This is a genomic window from Enterobacter sp. HSTU-ASh6, assembly GCF_026319105.1.
GTDB lineage: Bacteria > Pseudomonadota > Gammaproteobacteria > Enterobacterales > Enterobacteriaceae > Enterobacter > Enterobacter sichuanensis.
Genome location: NZ_WSPD01000022.1, coordinates 42,267 through 59,644, shown reverse-complemented (window position 1 = coordinate 59,644; position 17,378 = coordinate 42,267). Strand labels below are relative to the sequence as shown.

General features: G+C 57.5%; 16 protein-coding genes. 9 read left to right on the top strand and 7 right to left on the bottom strand.

The window, feature by feature from the left end; genetic code table 11:
* Positions 1-142 precede the first annotated feature (142 nt).
* Entirely contained in the window at positions 143-697 is a 555-nt protein-coding gene (locus tag GM298_RS20460; RefSeq protein WP_025760002.1) for a GNAT family N-acetyltransferase, read from the bottom strand.
* A 112-nt stretch (positions 698-809) separates the two neighbouring features.
* Positions 810-2,558 carry a D-lactate dehydrogenase gene (gene dld, locus GM298_RS20455; RefSeq protein WP_252086592.1) on the bottom strand — a complete coding sequence of 583 codons (1,749 nt, stop codon included), beginning with the start codon at positions 2,556-2,558 and terminating at the stop codon, positions 810-812.
* A 189-nt stretch (positions 2,559-2,747) separates the two neighbouring features.
* On the opposite strand from dld, the gene bglX reads away from it, so the two are divergent.
* The 5 genes from bglX (at position 2,748) to GM298_RS20430 (ending at position 8,943) form a co-directional block, all read left to right on the top strand.
* Complete coding sequence (gene bglX / locus GM298_RS20450) at positions 2,748-5,045, top strand: beta-glucosidase BglX (RefSeq protein ID WP_045285173.1); 2,298 nt, start codon at positions 2,748-2,750, stop codon at positions 5,043-5,045.
* Positions 5,046-5,191: 146 nt separating this feature from the next.
* Positions 5,192-6,109, top strand: coding sequence for an ABC transporter substrate-binding protein (locus tag GM298_RS20445; protein ID WP_025760006.1), 918 nt, complete (start codon positions 5,192-5,194; stop codon positions 6,107-6,109).
* Positions 6,110-6,121: 12 nt separating this feature from the next.
* On the top strand, positions 6,122-7,279 hold the full coding sequence (locus tag GM298_RS20440; RefSeq protein WP_262746105.1) for an ABC transporter permease: 1,158 nt from the start codon (positions 6,122-6,124) through the stop codon (positions 7,277-7,279).
* A complete protein-coding gene (locus GM298_RS20435; RefSeq protein WP_266155164.1) occupies positions 7,272-8,222 on the top strand; it encodes an ABC transporter ATP-binding protein in 951 nt (316 codons plus the stop codon). The genes GM298_RS20440 and GM298_RS20435 overlap by 8 nt, the downstream gene beginning before the upstream one ends.
* On the top strand, positions 8,206-8,943 hold the full coding sequence (locus GM298_RS20430; RefSeq protein ID WP_266155163.1) for an ABC transporter permease: 738 nt from the start codon (positions 8,206-8,208) through the stop codon (positions 8,941-8,943). Before GM298_RS20435 ends, GM298_RS20430 begins: the two co-directional genes overlap by 17 nt.
* Here GM298_RS20430 and GM298_RS20425 read toward each other — a convergent pair.
* Together GM298_RS20425 and mlrA are read right to left on the bottom strand one after the other, a co-directional pair.
* Complete coding sequence (locus tag GM298_RS20425) at positions 8,918-9,031, bottom strand: protein YohO (RefSeq protein ID WP_010433613.1); 114 nt, start codon at positions 9,029-9,031, stop codon at positions 8,918-8,920. The two genes, GM298_RS20430 and GM298_RS20425, sit on opposite strands and share 26 nt — an antisense overlap.
* A 69-nt stretch (positions 9,032-9,100) precedes the next feature.
* Positions 9,101-9,841 (bottom strand): HTH-type transcriptional regulator MlrA, encoded by a 741-nt coding sequence (mlrA, locus tag GM298_RS20420; RefSeq protein ID WP_025760012.1) that lies wholly within the window; start codon positions 9,839-9,841, stop codon positions 9,101-9,103.
* Positions 9,842-10,058: 217 nt separating this feature from the next.
* Here mlrA and GM298_RS20415 point away from each other — a divergent pair, with 217 nt between their 5' ends.
* Genes GM298_RS20415 through GM298_RS20405 form a run of 3 tightly spaced genes read left to right on the top strand, consistent with a single transcriptional unit; the run spans position 10,059 to position 12,974 of the window.
* Positions 10,059-11,744 (top strand): sensor histidine kinase, encoded by a 1,686-nt coding sequence (locus GM298_RS20415; protein WP_045285176.1) that lies wholly within the window; start codon positions 10,059-10,061, stop codon positions 11,742-11,744.
* Entirely contained in the window at positions 11,738-12,457 is a 720-nt protein-coding gene (gene btsR, locus GM298_RS20410) for a two-component system response regulator BtsR (RefSeq protein WP_025760014.1), read from the top strand. Before GM298_RS20415 ends, btsR begins: the two co-directional genes overlap by 7 nt.
* A gap of 46 nt (positions 12,458-12,503) precedes the next feature.
* Complete coding sequence (locus tag GM298_RS20405; RefSeq protein WP_266155161.1) at positions 12,504-12,974, top strand: DUF1456 family protein; 471 nt, start codon at positions 12,504-12,506, stop codon at positions 12,972-12,974.
* Positions 12,975-13,084: 110 nt separating this feature from the next.
* Here GM298_RS20405 and metG read toward each other — a convergent pair whose 3' ends face one another.
* The gene (gene metG / locus GM298_RS20400; protein ID WP_045285178.1) at positions 13,085-15,118 is read right to left on the bottom strand and encodes a methionine--tRNA ligase; all 2,034 of its coding nucleotides are present in this window, start codon (positions 15,116-15,118) and stop codon (positions 13,085-13,087) included.
* Between the two features lie 137 nt (positions 15,119-15,255).
* On the opposite strand from metG, the gene apbC reads away from it, so the two are divergent.
* Positions 15,256-16,365 (top strand): iron-sulfur cluster carrier protein ApbC, encoded by a 1,110-nt coding sequence (gene apbC, locus GM298_RS20395; protein ID WP_025760017.1) that lies wholly within the window; start codon positions 15,256-15,258, stop codon positions 16,363-16,365.
* 94 nt (positions 16,366-16,459) lie between these two features.
* Here the strand turns inward: apbC and GM298_RS20390 are convergent, their stop codons facing one another.
* Positions 16,460-16,945, bottom strand: coding sequence for a GNAT family N-acetyltransferase (locus tag GM298_RS20390; protein WP_126801455.1), 486 nt, complete (start codon positions 16,943-16,945; stop codon positions 16,460-16,462).
* Entirely contained in the window at positions 16,890-17,222 is a 333-nt protein-coding gene (locus GM298_RS20385; RefSeq protein WP_025760019.1) for an RcnB family protein, read from the bottom strand. The genes GM298_RS20390 and GM298_RS20385 overlap by 56 nt, the downstream gene beginning before the upstream one ends.
* Positions 17,223-17,378: the final 156 nt, after the last annotated feature.

Below are 17,378 nucleotides of genomic sequence, written 5' to 3'. Positions count from 1 at the left end.
TGCGATGGTGCGGGACAATAAAAAATGGGTGGCAGGTTAGTCGTCAGCCGTTGACTTTAAACACAGCTGCTCACCCCGCCCCTCTCCCACAGGGAGAGGGAGAAAACACTAAAAAACGGTAACCCAGGTTACCGTTTTGCTTTTATTCCGGCAGCGTCCAGTCCCCGTCGTTGAGCGGGCGCTGCATAATCACCGTATCCCGCCAGTCGCCTTTCTTGTATCCCACGCTGCGCAGCTGTCCGACAATCTCGAAGCCATGCTTTTTATGCAGGCGCAATGAACCGGCATTATTATTGCCGTCTCCCACCACGGCAATCATCTGCCGCCACGGGCCTTGCTCACAGCGTGCGATCAACGCAGACATTAATGCCGAGCCAAAACCGCGCCCGGTGATGCTGGCATCCACATAAATCGACTCTTCCAGGGTATAGCGATAGGCGTGTCGCGGCCGGTAAGGGGTGGCGTAGCAATAGCCGACCACAATGCCGCGATACAGCGCAATTAACCACGGTAACCCGTTGTCAGCCACGCTTTTCATGCGATGACGCATTTCATCGATGGTGGGGGGAACTTCTTCAAAGGATGCGCGCCCGTGAAGCACATGCCAGGCATAGATGGCGGCGATGGCATGCACATCATCGGGAAGGGCGTCGCGCACTTCCAGTTCGGTCTCGGATAAAACATCAACAGCCGACATGATGTGCCTGCTCCTCGTGATAGAAAGCCGGAGAAACGTTTCTCCGGCGACAGGCAGTTACTCTATTACGATTAAGTAGCGCTTAACAATCTCTCAAATTTGGCTGTATGAATTAATCAGACGCTTGCGTTATGCGCTGCTCCGCGTCTGCGCTCTCTTGCCAGTATTTCTTCCGCGTTGTTTTACCGATGCCGGGATTCATGCTGTTTGTAGGGTCATTCTCGCGATAAAACTGCTTAAGTGCGTCCGGGGCTTTATAAAGATGCCCGACGTTGTGTTCCGCAGGATATTGTGCGCCGCGTTCACGCAACAGGGCGAGCATCTGCTCCTTCAGCGCGTGCGCGTCGACGCCTTTTTTGACAATGTAGTCCTGATGGAAGACATAACACATAAAGTGGCCGTAATAGAGTTTATGCACCAGTTTGCTGTCAATTTCCGGCGGCAGGTGTTCAAACCACTCGGTGTCATTACGGCGCAGAGCGATATCCAGCGCCAGAATATCTTCTACCTCTTCGGAATGTACCGCCTGATAACGGATGGCGGCACCTGCGGCGGCAAAACGGTGCAGGAACGCTTTGCTGCCCTCTTCAGGCGTACAGGCAAAGAAATCCCCCTCGGCGGTTTTAAAGAATTCGCTCAGCCAGGACTGCGCTTCGGCAATCCCGTCCCCGGCCATTTTTAACAGCAGATGATGCTCGTACTTATCGCGCCAGGTTTTCATCCGCTCCGGTAAATGTGCCGGGAAAACGTTGCCCAGTTTCTGCATAAAGCGGTCGGTGAAGTGCGGTTTAAACAGGGGCACTTTCTCCAGCATCGCGTCGGTGCGGCCCTTCATGGTGAAGAAGAACGGCATTTTGTCGGTGCCGAGCTTGTCGATCATCAGGAACGTATCTTTGCCGTAACGCTCGGCGATGTCGTAAATGTCCCGGTGCATATACTCGCCCGCCACCGGCAGATTCGTGAATTCGCCCAGAATGTGGCGGCGGATCGCCGTCAGCACATCCGGCTGATTGGTCCCGATGTAAAACACCTGCTGTTTTTTCTCGGCCGGGAAGGTGTCGAGACGCACCGCGAACACCGCCAGCTTGCCCGCGCAGCCGGAGGATTCAAACAGGCGATCCGGGTCGGCGTTGTAGCGCGCCGGCGTATCGGCATTGATATCCCGCACGCGGGTCACGTAGTCGTGATCGTGTGCATGACGGCCGTCGTGCTGAACGTCTTCATCCTTCACGCGATCGTCGTCGAGCTTGCTGAGGATCTGCTCCGGCGTGACGCCAAGATCGATACCCAGATGGTTAACCAGCGTCAGCTTGCCGTTTTCATCGATACGGGCAAACAGGGACATCTCGGTATAGGCGGGGCCGCGCTGCACCAGCGAGCCGCCGGAGTTATTGCAGATCCCACCGACCACCGAAGCGCCAATACAGGAGGAGCCGATCACCGAGTGTGGTTCGCGGCCCAGCGGCTTAAGCGCTTTTTCGAGGGAGTAGAGCGTCGTGCCGGGGAAGGCGAGCACCTGCTCGCCTTTATCCAGCAGGTGCAGTTTGTCGAGGCGCAGGGTGCTGATGATCACAATGTCACGGTCGTAATCGTTGCCGTTCGGCGTTGAACCTTCAGTCAGCCCGGTGTTGGCCGCCTGCATTAAAATAATCTTGTCGGCGGCAACGCAGGCGCTCAGCACGCGCCACAGCTCCAGCAGCGTGCCGGGGAAAACCACCGCCAGCGCCTCGCCCTGGCCGGAGCGGAAGCCCTTACGGTAGCGGGCAGTTTTCGCCGGGTCGGTAAGCAGGTGAGAGGAGCCAACCAGGCGCGACAGTTCGTTAATAAAAGCCGTGTTATCGTTTGTTCGAACAGAAGACATCTTCCACTCCTTGTGGTGGGGCAAATTTCTCGCTGTAAAGCATAGCGCGATTAACTGTTAAGCGGTCGAGTATTCACGAGAAAAATCAGAGAATAACCCTGCAACGTTCAGAGGGTTTGTGGCACACTGCGCTTTTCGCACGGTATGGCCGAGATCGTCCGGCGGTTATTGATGAGAGAGTAAAACGACATGAAATGGCTATGTTCTGTAGGTGTCGCCGTCAGCCTGGCGCTGCAACCTGCGCTGGCAGAGGATTTGTTTGGTAACCATCCGCTCACGCCTGAAGCCCGGGACGCGTTTGTCACGGAATTGCTCAAGAAAATGACGGTCGATGAAAAGATTGGCCAGCTGCGTCTGATCAGCGTCGGTCCGGATAACCCAAAAGAGGCGATCCGCGAGATGATCAAAGACGGGCAGGTTGGCGCCATCTTTAATACCGTCACCCGTCAGGATATCCGCAAGATGCAGGATCAGGTGATGGATCTCAGCCGCCTGAAAATTCCACTGTTCTTCGCCTATGACGTGGTACATGGCCAGCGTACCGTCTTTCCCATCAGCCTTGGCTTAGCCTCTTCGTTTAACCTCGACGCGGTGAAAACCGTGGGGCGCGTATCGGCTTATGAAGCCGCGGACGACGGCCTGAACATGACCTGGGCACCGATGGTGGATGTCTCGCGCGATCCGCGCTGGGGCCGCGGCTCGGAAGGCTTCGGTGAAGATACGTATTTAACCTCCACGATGGGCAAAACCATGGTGGAAGCGATGCAGGGCAAGAGCCCGGCGGATCGCTACTCGGTGATGACCAGCGTCAAGCACTTCGCGGCCTATGGCGCAGTGGAAGGCGGTAAAGAGTACAACACCGTCGACATGAGCCCGCAGCGCCTGTTTAACGACTACATGCCGCCGTACAAGGCAGGGCTCGATGCGGGCAGCGGCGCGGTGATGGTGGCGCTGAACTCACTCAACGGCACGCCAGCGACGTCTGATTCCTGGCTACTGAAAGACGTGCTGCGCGACCAGTGGGGCTTCAAGGGCATCACGGTGTCTGACCACGGCGCGATTAAGGAGCTTATCAAACACGGCACCGCCTCCGACCCGGAAGATGCGGTGCGCGTGGCGCTCAAGTCCGGCATTAACATGAGCATGAGCGATGAGTACTACAGCAAATACCTGCCGGGTCTGGTGAAGAGCGGCAAGGTCACGATGGCGGAGCTGGACGATGCCACGCGTCACGTGCTGAACGTGAAATACGATATGGGGCTGTTTAACGATCCTTACAGTCACCTGGGTCCGAAAGGGTCTGACCCGGCAGATACCAACGCCGAAAGCCGTCTGCACCGCAAAGAAGCGCGTGACGTGGCGCGCGAAAGCCTGGTGCTGCTGAAAAACCGCCTTGAGACGCTGCCGCTGAAAAAATCCGGCACCATTGCCGTGGTAGGCCCGCTGGCCGACAGCAAGCGCGACGTCATGGGCAGCTGGTCTGCCGCGGGCGTGGCCGACCAGTCCGTGACCGTGCTGACCGGGATTAAGAGCGCCGTGGGTGATAACGCGAAAGTGCTGTATGCCAAAGGCGCCAACGTCACCAACGATAAAGACATCGTGACCTTCCTCAACCAGTATGAGGAGGCGGTGAAGGTCGATCCGCGCACGCCGAAGGAGATGATTGACGAGGCGGTGAATACCGCGAAGCAGTCTGACGTTGTTGTCGCGGTGGTGGGTGAAGCGCAGGGGATGGCGCACGAAGCCTCCAGCCGAACGGACATCACCATCCCGCAGAGCCAGCGCGATCTGATCGCTGCCCTGAAAGCCACCGGCAAGCCGCTGGTGCTGGTGCTGATGAACGGTCGTCCGCTTGCGCTGGTGAAAGAGGACCAGCAGGCTGACGCCATTCTGGAAACCTGGTTTGCCGGTACCGAAGGCGGTAATGCCATCGCCGACGTGCTGTTTGGCGATTACAACCCGTCGGGCAAGCTGCCGATGTCCTTCCCGCGCTCTGTCGGGCAGATCCCGGTTTACTACAGCCACCTGAACACCGGCCGCCCTTACAATGCCGACAAACCGAACAAGTACACCTCCCGTTACTTCGACGAAGCTAACGGCCCGCTGTATCCGTTTGGTTACGGTCTGAGCTACACCACCTTCAAGGTCTCTGACGTGAAAATGTCGGCGCCAACCCTGAAGCGTGACGGCAAGGTCACCGCCAGCGTTGACGTGACCAACACCGGCAAGCGCGAAGGGGCGACGGTGATCCAGATGTACGTTCAGGATGTCACGGCCTCCATGAGCCGTCCGGTGAAACAGCTGCGCGGCTTCGAGAAAATCACTCTGAAACCAGGCGAAACCAAAACCATCAGCTTCCCGATTGACGTGGACGCGCTGAAGTTCTGGAACCAGCAGATGAAATACGATGCGGAACCGGGCAAGTTTAATGTCTTTATCGGCGTGGATTCCGCCCGCGTAAACCAGGGCGAATTCGAGCTGCTGTAACCTTTCCTGCCTTTGCATCCCCCGACTTCCGGGGGATGCGTCTTACCTTATGCTAAAAAGGCATTTTGCCGGGTAAATCCGCCGTTTTAAGCTACGCTTTTCTCTCAAGCCTCTGAAAAAGGCGATAAAAAAATGAGGACAGCGGAATGACGATTAAAACGGGGATGGTAGCTTCTGTGGCGCTACTCGCAGCGCTAAGCCTGCCGCTACAGGCGGCGGAGCCGGTAAAAGTGGGCTCAAAGATCGATACCGAAGGCGCACTGCTTGGCAATATTATTCTGCAGGTGCTGGAAAGCCACGGCGTGAAAACCGTCAATAAAGTCCAGCTCGGAACCACGCCCGTCGTACGCGGCGCGATTACCTCCGGCGAACTGGATATCTACCCGGAATACACCGGCAACGGGGCATTCTTCTTCAAAGATGAAAACGATCCGGCATGGAAAAACGCCAGCGCCGGGTATGAAAAAGTCAAAAAACTCGACGCGGAACAGAACAAACTGGTCTGGCTGACGCCGGCCCCGGCTAACAATACCTGGACTATCGCCGTACGTAAGGACGTGGCGGAGAAAGGTAAACTGACCACGCTTGCGGATCTCAGCCGCTACCTGAAAGAGAAGGGCGACTTTAAGCTGGCGGCGTCCGCGGAGTTTATCGAGCGGCCTGATGCGCTGCCGGCGTTTGAAAAAGCCTATAACTTCAAGCTTGACCAGGCGCAGCTGCTCTCGCTGGCGGGCGGAGATACCGCTGTGACCATCAAAGCTGCGGCGCAGCAAACCTCCGGCGTTAACGCCGCAATGGCTTACGGCACCGACGGCCCGGTCGCGGCGCTCGGCCTGCAAACCCTGACCGATCCAAAAGGCGTTCAGCCGATTTACGCCCCAACTCCGGTGGTGCGCGAGGCGGTGCTGAAAGCGTACCCGGACATTGCAGAATGGCTCAAACCGGTCTTCGAAAAGCTGGATGAAAAAACGCTGCAGCAGCTGAATGCCAGCATTGCCGTCGAGGGGCTGGATGCCAAAAAAGTGGCCGCCGACTTCCTGAAACAACAAGGGCTTGTGAAGTAACGGGAAAGGGCTGTGCCGATAAAATGTCATAACCGCGTACTGCTGCTGTTGGCCTGCGTGGCCATCGCGGCAGTCGCGCTACCGTTTGTGAATGTTGCCCCTAACCGCCTGATGTCGGGAGAAGGAAAAGCGCTCTGGCAGATCTGGTCATTCACGCCGTGGTGTCTGGCGTCGGCGCTCGGCGCGTGGGTGATCCTTTCTCTCTGGCAGGGGCGCACGGCGCAGTGGCTGACGCTGCTCCTCTCTGAAGGGCTGTTTATCATCCTGTTCTGGGGGGCCGGGCTGGCGGCAACGCATATGACGTCGGCGGAAAGTCCGCTGGCGAGAACCACGGTGGGCAGCGGCCTCTGGCTGTGGCTGGCGCTGTGTCTGCTGGCCTGCAGCGACGCCATTCGTCGACTCATCGCAAGTAGCGTCTGGCGCTGGGTACTTAATGCGCAGATATGGTGTATCCCCTTATTTCTGCTGTTCAGCGGTGAGCTGAACAACCTTTCGCTGTTAAAAGAGTACGCTAACCGACAGGAGGTGTTTGATGATGCCCTGGCGCAACATCTGACCCTTCTTTTCGGCACGCTCTTTCCGGCGCTCCTGCTCGGGATACCCCTGGGCATGTGGTGCTATCGCCATCCTTCACGTCAGGGCGGTATTTTTGCCGTGCTTAACGTTATCCAGACCATCCCTTCCGTCGCGCTGTTTGGTCTGCTGATTGCCCCGCTGGCCGGGCTGGTGAAGTCGTTTCCCGCGCTGGGAACGCTGGGCATCGCCGGAACGGGGTTAACGCCTGCCCTGATCGCGCTGGTGCTGTATGCGCTGTTGCCGCTGGTGCGCGGTGTGGTCGCGGGCTTAAGCCAGGTCGCCCCGGATGTGCTGGAAAGCGCCCATGCGATGGGAATGAGCGCGCGGCAGTGTTTCTGGAAGATCCAGCTGCCGCTGGCGCTGCCCCTGCTGCTGCGCAGCCTGCGGGTGGTGGCGGTACAAACCGTTGGTATGGCGGTCATCGCGGCGCTGATTGGCGCGGGGGGATTTGGTGCGCTGGTCTTCCAGGGGCTGCTGAGCAGTGCTCTGGATCTGGTGCTGTTGGGTGTGGTACCCACGATTGCGCTGGCGGTTGTTGTCGACGCCCTGTTTGCCTTATGGCTCGCGCTGCTCGGGAGAAGAGCCAATGATTGAATTTCTTGATGTCAGTAAAACCTTTGCCGGCCGCCCGGCCGCGAGCCATCTGAACCTGAACTTTGCCGAGGGGGCGTTTTCGGTGCTGATTGGCACCTCCGGGTCGGGAAAATCCACCACGCTGAAGATGATCAACCGGCTGGTTGAGCATGACAGCGGGATGATCCGCTTTGCCGGGGAAGAGATCCGCAGCCTGCCGGTGCTGGAGCTGCGTCGCCGGATGGGATACGCCATTCAGTCTATCGGCCTGTTTCCGCACTGGACGGTGGCGCAGAACATTGCCACCGTGCTACAGCTGGAGAAATGGTCGCGGGCCAACATCGCCGATCGGGTTGATGAACTGATGGCGCTGCTGGGGCTGGAGCCCGCGCTGCGTGACCGCTATCCGCATCAGTTATCCGGGGGCCAGCAGCAGCGCGTGGGCGTGGCGCGCGCGCTGGCGGCCAATCCGCAGGTACTGCTGATGGATGAACCCTTTGGCGCGCTGGATCCGGTGACGCGCGGGGCGCTGCAGGCAGAGATGACCCGCATTCACCGTATTCTCGGACGCACGATCGTGCTCGTGACGCACGACATTGATGAAGCCCTGCGTCTGGCTGACCATCTGGTGCTGATGGATCATGGCGAGGTGGTGCAGCAGGGCTCGCCACTTGAGCTATTAACATGGCCGAAGAACGATTTTGTGCGCGAATTTTTTGGCCGCAGCGAGTTGGGTGTCAGGCTGCTCTCCCTGCGGACGGTCAGTGACTATATGCGTCGGGAAGGGATGCCGGTGAGCGGCGAGCCATTACAGGAGCAGATGAGCCTGCGGGATGCCCTCTCCGCGTTTGTCGCGCGCCAGTGCGAGGTATTACCCGTTTCGGATGCCCGGGGGGCGCCATGCGGTACCTTACATTTTCGCGATCTGCTGGCAGGGGAGGTGGCGCGTGAAGGCTCTGCGTGATCCTCTCCTCTGGCTGGTAGCGCTTTTTGTCGCCTTACTGTTTCTGATGCCACACAGCGCGGTGCTGTTTAGTACGCTGTTCCCCGGGCTACCGCGGCCGGTGTATCAGCAGGAGAGCTTTGTTAATCTCGCCCTGGCGCATCTCTGGCTGGTGGCGCTCTCAAGCGCCATTGCGGTGGTGCTGGGCACCGGTGCTGGTATCGCGGTGACACGGCCTGCGGGTCGGGAGTTTCGTCCGCTGGTGGAGACCATTGCGGCCATAGGACAGACGTTTCCCCCGGTGGCGGTGCTGGCGATAGCGGTCCCGGTGATGGGCTTTGGGCAGCAGCCTGCCATTATTGCGCTGATTCTGTATGGCGTATTGCCGGTGCTGCAGGGCACGCTGGCGGGCCTTGCGGCAGTACCTGCGTCCGTACTGAGCGTGGCGGAAGGAATGGGGATGAGTCGCGGCCAGCGGCTGCGCAAGGTTGAGCTGCCGCTTGCGGCACCGGTTATCATTGCCGGGATCCGCACGTCGGTGATCGTTAACATCGGGACGGCGACCATTGCCTCTACGGTCGGTGCCAGTACGTTGGGAACGCCGATTATTATCGGCTTAAGCGGGTTTAATACGGCCTATATTGTGCAGGGGGCGGTGCTGGTCGCGCTGGCGGCAATTGTCGTCGATCGCGTTTTTGAGCGACTGGCGCAGTACCTCAGCCGACACCGCCACGAACAATAAACGAGTACCCTGCCAGCATCACGCCGCCGATGCCGCTTACGGCCATCAGGACAAAAAGGGTAATAACGGCCAGTTTGGTTGCCTTCATCATCTGCTCCTGTTGTTAACAGAACAATTATACGGTGAAGCGCAGCTGTTAATGAACCATTAAATGCCGTTATGGCTCATCCGGGCCAAGGGAATAAACCGGGTAACCACTCTCACGCCATTGCGCCAGCAGCTGTTGCTGGGTGGCGGACGGCACTTCGCCACACCAGACCAGCAGGGTCTGACCGTCGAAAAACTCAGGTCTGAGTTGTGCCAGGGAGTGCGCCAGGACGTCCACGCGCCAGCCTTTCTGGGTGGCAATCCACGCTTCCAGCCACAGGCGGGTGGTGTCGTGTACGTTCCAGCCGACCACCAGCGCATCTTTTCCGGCTTTGTTCTTCGCCGAGGCAAGGCAGACGGCAATGTAGTTGATCAGCACGCCGTCGAGCATACTGAGCAGTGCCTGCAAAGTAGACTGCTGGCACTGCAGGCGTCGACGCAGGGGAATAAACAGATGGGTGATCAGCGTCTGCGCCGGATAATCGCGACCCTGCTCTTTTATCCATCCGCGCAGGCGCTGCAGGTTGCCTGCCTGCAGGAGCCGCAGCAGGGTTTCCTGTTGTTCGCGCCAGCGGTGTTGCGTGTCAGGGTCGTCGTGGCTGAGGAGGGACTTCACTTTCCCGACCTGCACCCCGTTGTCGATCCAGCTTTTGATCTCACGGATCCGGTCGATATCGGCATCATTGAAAAGGCGGTGCCCACCGTCCGTTCTCTGCGGTTTGAGTAATCCATACCGTCGCTGCCACGCCCGTAGGGTAACGGGATTGATATCACAAAGGAGTGCCACTTCACCTATCGTGTAAAGCGCCATATTCGCCCCCTGGCTTACGCGTCCCCAGCTTAACTGTAGACCCAGTTTGCCGAACCAGGAAGAGTTGATTGATTTTTGAACAAACAATGCGAAGCATGCGCGATATTCAGAAAAAGGTGTGATAACGGACACGATTTTGCGCTTTTTTGGGATGCTTCAAAGAAAGTTGAGCCGTACCCGTGTATGTTACGCGTTTTTAGCGTGTGCGGTTTTGAGTATGTACGAGTTTAATCTGGTGCTGCTGTTGCTTCAGCAGATGTGCGTGTTTCTTGTCATTGCGTGGCTGATGAGTAAAACGCGCCTGTTTATCCCGCTGATGCAAGTCACCGTACGCCTGCCGCACAAATTCCTCTGCTATGTCGTATTTTCCATATTCTGCATTATGGGGACCTGGTTTGGTCTCCATATCGAAGATTCTATTGCCAATACGCGCGCTATCGGCGCGGTGATGGGCGGGCTGCTGGGCGGTCCGGTCGTCGGGGGGCTCGTCGGTTTAACCGGCGGGCTGCATCGTTATTCCATGGGCGGGATGACGGCCCTGAGCTGTATGATCTCGACGATCGTGGAAGGGCTGCTCGGCGGCCTGGTCCACAGCTACATGATTAAACGCGGCCGGCCGGATAAAGTCTTTAGCCCCCTGACCGCCGGGGCAATCACCTTTGTGGCTGAAATGGCGCAGATGGCGATCATTCTGCTGATTGCCCGTCCCTTCGACGATGCGCTGCATCTGGTCGGCAGCATTGCTGCCCCGATGATGGTCACCAACACCGTGGGCGCGGCGCTGTTTATGCGTATTCTCCTCGACAAGCGCGCCATGTTTGAGAAGTACACCTCAGCCTTTTCCGCCACGGCGCTGAAGGTTGCCGCCTCGACAGAAGGGATCCTGCGCCAGGGATTTAACGAAGAGAACAGCATGAAGGTAGCGCAGGTGCTCTACAAGGAGCTGGACATCGGCGCGGTGGCCATAACCGACCGTGAGCGGCTGCTGGCCTTTACCGGCACCGGGGACGATCACCATCTGCCGGGTAAACCCATCTCCTCAGCCTATACGCTGCGCGCCATTGAGACCGGCGAGGTGGTGTATGCCGACGGTAACGAAGTGCCGTACCGCTGTTCGCTGCATCCGCAGTGCAAGCTGGGTTCCACCCTGGTCATTCCGCTGCGCGGCGAAAATCAGCGGGTGATGGGCACCATCAAACTGTATGAGGCGAAAAACCGTCTGTTCAGCTCGATCAACCGCACGCTGGGGGAGGGGATTGCCCAGCTGCTGTCAGCGCAAATCCTCGCCGGGCAATACGAACGGCAGAAGGCCCTGTTAACCCAGTCAGAAATTAAACTGCTGCATGCCCAGGTCAACCCGCATTTCCTGTTTAATGCGCTCAACACCCTCAAAGCGGTGATCCGCCGCGACAGCGATCAGGCCGCGCAGCTGGTACAGTTTCTGTCGACCTTCTTCCGCAAAAACCTGAAACGGCCGTCGGAGATCGTGACCCTCGCCGATGAGATTGAGCACGTTAATGCCTATCTGCAGATCGAGCAGGCGCGTTTTCAGTCGCGCCTGCAGGTGTCGCTCTCCGTTCCGGACGAGCTGGCGTATCAGCATCTCCCGGCGTTTACCCTGCAGCCAATCGTGGAAAACGCCATTAAACACGGTACGTCTCAGCTTTTGGGAACAGGGCAGATAACCATTGCCGCCAGCCGTTTCAATCACCATCTGGTGCTGGATATTGAAGATAATGCCGGGCTTTATCAGCCTTCCGCCTCCGGCGGTTTAGGGATGAGCCTGGTGGATAAACGCCTGCGCGCCCATTTTGGCGATGACTGCGGCATTACCGTCGCCTGCGAGCCTGACCGATTTACCCGTATTACCGTACGACTGCCGCTGGAGGAAAACGCATGTTAAGAGTGCTGATTGTGGATGACGAGCCGCTGGCACGGGAAAACCTGCGCGTTCTGCTGCAGGAGCAGCCGGATATAGAGATTGTGGGAGAGTGTGCTAACGCCATTGAGGCCATCGGCGCGGTACACAAACTGCGCCCGGACGTGCTGTTCCTCGATATTCAGATGCCCCGCATCAGCGGGCTGGAGATGGTCGGCATGCTCGACCCGGAGCATCGTCCCTACATCGTGTTTCTGACGGCGTTCGATGAATATGCCGTCAAAGCCTTTGAGGAGCACGCGTTTGATTATCTGCTCAAGCCAATTGAAGAGAAGCGTCTGGAAAAAACGCTCACCCGTTTACGCCAGGAGCGCACCGCGCAGGATGTCACCGTGCTGCCGGAAAACCAGCAGCCGCTGAAGTTTATCCCCTGTACCGGACACAGCCGGATTTATCTTTTGCAGATGGATGATGTGGCGTTTGTCAGCAGCCGCCTGAGCGGCGTATTTGTCACCAGCGCAGAAGGGAACGAAGGCTTTACCGAACTGACGCTGCGCACACTGGAGAGCCGCACGCCGCTGATCCGCTGCCATCGTCAGTATCTGGTCAATATGGCGCACCTGAAAGAGATCCGGCTGGAAGATAACGGACAGGCCGAGCTGGTCCTGCGCGCCGGGCAAACCGTCCCGGTCAGCCGCCGCTACCTGAAGAGTTTGAAAGAGGCGATTGGGCTGTAAAACTGCTACACTGCGCGCCATTGCATCATCGACATTCGAAGGCTCTATGCTAAGTAACGATATTCTTCGTAGCCTGCGCTACACCCTGAAAGCGAACAATAACGACATGGTGCGCATTCTTGCGCTGTCGGACATGGAATCCACCTCTGCCGGTTTCGACACCTGGATGACCAAAGAAGACGAAGAGGGGTTTGTGCGCTGCCCTGACATTATTCTGTCGGGTTTCCTGAACGGTCTGATCTACGATAAGCGTGGCAAAGATGGCTCTGCGCCAGAGCTGGCGCTGGAGCGTCGGGTGAATAACAATACGGTGCTCAAAAAACTGCGCATCGCATTCTCGCTGAAAACGGATGATATTGTGGCGATCATGACGGAGCAAAAATTCCGCGTCTCCGTGCCGGAAGTGACCGCCATGATGCGCGCCCCGGACCACAAAAATTACCGCGAGTGCGGCGACCAGTTTCTGCGTAATTTCCTGCGCGGGCTGACTCAGAGGGTGCATAACCCGAAGGCGTGATTTTTAGCCGGGTGGCGGCTTCGCCTTACCCGGCCTACAAAACCCGTAGGCCCGTGCAAGCGTAGCGCCGCCGGGCAAAAAAAAGCCGGAGACACTCTCCGGCTTTTTTGTTATTTCACCTGCTGACCCGGCTTCGCGCCTTCGTCAGGGCTTAGCAGGAAGATATCTTTCCCGCCAGGGCCTGCGGCCATCACCATCCCCTCAGAGATGCCGAAGCGCATTTTACGCGGTGCCAGGTTGGCGACCATCACAGTCTGACGGCCAATCAGCACCTGCGGATCCGGGTAGGCTGAACGGATGCCGGAGAAGACGTTGCGCTTCTCACCGCCCAGATCCAGCGTCAGGCGCAGCAGTTTGTCTGAGCCTTCCACAAATTCCGCGTTCTCAATCAGCGCCACGCGCAGGTCGACTTTAGCGAAATCATCAAAAGTGATGGTGTCCTGAATCGGATCGTCAGCCAGCGGGCCGGTTACCGGTGCCGCAGCCGCCTTCACCTCTTCCTTAGAGGCTTCCACCAGCGCTTCAACCTGTTTCATCTCAATGCGGTTGTACAGCGCTTTGAAGGTGTTCACTTTGTGGCCGAGCAGCGGCTGCTGGATAGCATCCCAGCTCAGTTCGGTGTTCAGGAACGCTTCGGCACGGGCTGCCAGCTGCGGCAGTACCGGCTTCAGCCAGGTCATCAGCACGCGGAACATATTCAGGCCCATGGTGCAGATGGCCTGCAGATCGGCGTCACGGCCTTCCTGTTTTGCGACCACCCACGGAGCCTGCTCGTCCACATAGCGGTTGGCAACATCGGCCAGCGCCATGATTTCACGAATCGCTTTACCGAATTCACGGCTTTCCCAGGCTTCGCCAATCGCAGCGGCGGCATCGGTGAAGGTTTTATACAGCTCAGGATCGGCCAGTTCGGCAGAAAGCACGCCGTCAAAGCGTTTGGCGATAAATCCTGCGTTACGGGACGCCAGGTTCACTACCTTGTTAACGATGTCGGCGTTCACGCGCTGCACGAAATCTTCCAGATTCAGGTCGATATCGTCGATGCGCGAAGAGAGCTTCGCAGTGTAGTAATAACGCAGGCTGTCCGCGTCGAAGTGGTTCAGCCAGGTGCTGGCTTTAATGAATGTCCCGCGGGACTTGGACATCTTCGCGCCGTTGACGGTTACGTAGCCATGCACGAACAGGTTGGTTGGCTTGCGGAAGTTGCTGCCTTCCAGCATGGCCGGCCAGAACAGGCTGTGGAAGTAAACGATGTCTTTGCCGATGAAGTGGTACAACTCGGCCGTGGAATCTTTCTTCCAGTATTCGTCGAAGCTGACGGTGTCGCCACGCTTGTCGCACAGGTTCTTGAAGGAACCCATGTAGCCGATTGGCGCATCCAGCCAGACGTAGAAATACTTGCCCGGTGCGTTCGGAATTTCGAAGCCGAAGTATGGCGCATCGCGGGAGATATCCCACTGCTGCAGACCGGATTCGAACCACTCCTGCATCTTGTTCGCCACCTGCTCCTGCAGCGCGCCGCTGCGGGTCCACGCCTGCAGCATTTCGCTGAAGGACGGCAGATCGAAGAAGAAGTGCTCGGAGTCACGCATTACAGGCGTGGCGCCTGAAACCACCGATTTTGGCTCGATAAGCTCGGTCGGGCTGTAGGTCGCGCCGCACACTTCGCAGTTATCGCCGTACTGGTCCGGGGATTTACATTTCGGGCAGGTGCCTTTGACGAAACGATCCGGCAGGAACATGCCTTTTTCCGGATCGTACAGCTGAGAGATGGTGCGGTTTTTAATAAAACCGTTCTCTTTCAGACGGGTGTAGATAAGCTCCGACAGCTCGCGGTTCTCGTCGCTGTGCGTGGAGTGATAGTTGTCATAGCTGATGTCAAAGCCAGCAAAATCAGTTTGATGCTCCTGACTCATTTCGGCAATCATCTGCTCCGGGGAAATCCCCAGCTGCTGCGCTTTCAGCATGATCGGCGTACCGTGGGCATCGTCCGCACAGATGAAGTTAACCTCGTGGCCGCGCATTCGCTGGTAACGGACCCAGACATCAGCCTGGATATGCTCCAGCATGTGGCCGAGGTGGATTGAGCCGTTGGCGTACGGCAGTGCGCACGTTACCAGAATTTTCTTCGCGACTTGAGTCATAGTAGGCATTACTTCTTTCAACTGTGAAAAGGGTTTTTGATATTACCAAAAGGGGCATTATTAAGTAAGCACAAACCACGGCCTTTCAGGTAAACTTGTTCATCTAAGGTCTTATTCACAAGAACAAAGGAGTCGGGATGAGTTCTCAATCCCAGGCCAAATCACCGGAAGCCTTACGAGCAATGGTCGCCGGGACGCTGGCTAACTTTCAGCATCCAACCCTGAAGCACAATCTCACTACGCTGAAAGCGTTACATCACGTTGCCTGGCTGGACGACACGCTGCACATTGAGCTGCAGATGCCCTTCGTCTGGACCAGCGCCTTCGACGCGCTGAAAGAACAAACCAGCGCTGAACTGCTGCGCATTACCGGCGCGAAAGCCATCGACTGGAAGCTTAGCCACAGCATCGCCACCCTCAAGCGGGTGAAAAACCAGCCGGGCGTTAACGGTGTGAAAAACATCATTGCGGTCAGCTCGGGTAAGGGCGGGGTGGGCAAATCCTCCACGGCTGTCAACCTGGCACTGGCGCTGGCGGCGGAAGGAGCGAAGGTCGGTATTCTGGATGCCGATATCTACGGCCCGTCCATTCCCAATATGCTGGGCGCAGAGAATCAGCGTCCAACCTCGCCGGACGGCACCCACATGGCGCCAATTATGGCGCACGGTCTGGCCACGAACTCCATCGGTTATCTGGTCACCGACGACAACGCCATGGTCTGGCGTGGCCCAATGGCCAGCAAAGCGTTGATGCAGATGCTGCAGGAGACGATGTGGCCGGATCTGGATTATCTGGTGCTGGATATGCCGCCGGGGACCGGTGATATTCAGCTGACGCTGGCGCAAAACATCCCGGTCACGGGCGCGGTTGTCGTGACGACTCCGCAGGATATCGCGCTGATCGACGCCAAAAAAGGCATCGTGATGTTTGAAAAAGTGGAGGTGCCGGTACTCGGTATTGTCGAGAACATGAGCATGCACATCTGCAGCAACTGCGGTCACCACGAGCCTATCTTCGGGACCGGTGGGGCAGAAAAACTGGCCGCGAAGTATCACACCCAGCTGCTGGGGCAGATGCCGCTGCACATTACCCTGCGTGAAGATCTGGACAGCGGGAAACCGACGGTCGTCAGCCGTCCGGACAGTGAATTTGCAGAGATGTATCGTCAGCTTGCGGGGCGCGTGGCCGCGCAGCTCTACTGGCAGGGGGAAGTCATCCCTGGCGACATTGCGTTCCGCGCGGTGTAAATCCTCAGCGCGAATGGCCGGGTGGCGCTTCGCTTACCCGGCCTACAAATAGCACCATGACGTAGGTCGGGTAAGGCGAAGCCGCCGCCCGACGTTAACGCAAACGGTAATGCATCAGGTAGTACTCTCCCTCCGGAGAATCCCCCGTAGCCTCAATGTGCCAACCGTGCCGCTGGTAGAACGCGATAGCCCGCGTATTCTTCACCAGACACTTCAGTGACCCCGTACTGGTGAACGTCTTCTGCACATGTTCCAGGAGCACATGCCCGACCCCAAGACCTTGATTCTGCGGGTCAACAAACAGGTTGTGCAGAAAATTATCGTTCGTCCACACTGACGCAAAACCCAGACGATGGCCGTTCTGAGTGGCAACCCAGATCGCTTCGTCACGCGTTGCTGCGTCAAAATCTTCGAGCTGCCAGTCAGCACTGTCCAGCCATGGCCAGGCTTCACGCCGGGCGTGGAGGAAGAGGGTACGCAGGAAAGGGCGGTCGCTTTCCTGCCAGGGGCGAATCAGGATCGTATCAGCGATGATAGAAGATATCTCCGTTGTAGGCTTTGTAGATTTTACCGTCTGCATCGCCAATCAGGACGTAGTTTTCACCCATATAGGTCCAGTGGGTACCCGCATCCGGTGCCGGAAGGTTACGCAGTTGATACTGTTTGATGGTGTATTCCGGGGTTTGATACTGCGCGGGCGCCGTATCGCCAATTTTAAACTTCGTGAAATCAGCAATGAACTCCTGTTCTTCATAAGCTTTGATGCCGCCAGACGCCGACGCGGTTTGCGGGGCTGCTGACGCTGCACTTGCAAGAGACATTACTACACCCAGAAGCAGCCATGTACGCTTAGCCATTTTTTCTCCAGTTATACCGTTACTGATACTCTCAGCCTGCTGAGAGCCTATTTTAAGTATCCCCGCAGGGGCTGTTAGAAAAAAAATGTAACAAAAGTGAACGATTTTGTGTAGCGCCAAAGGTTAATAACATTACTTTTGTGAATGTTATTTGGG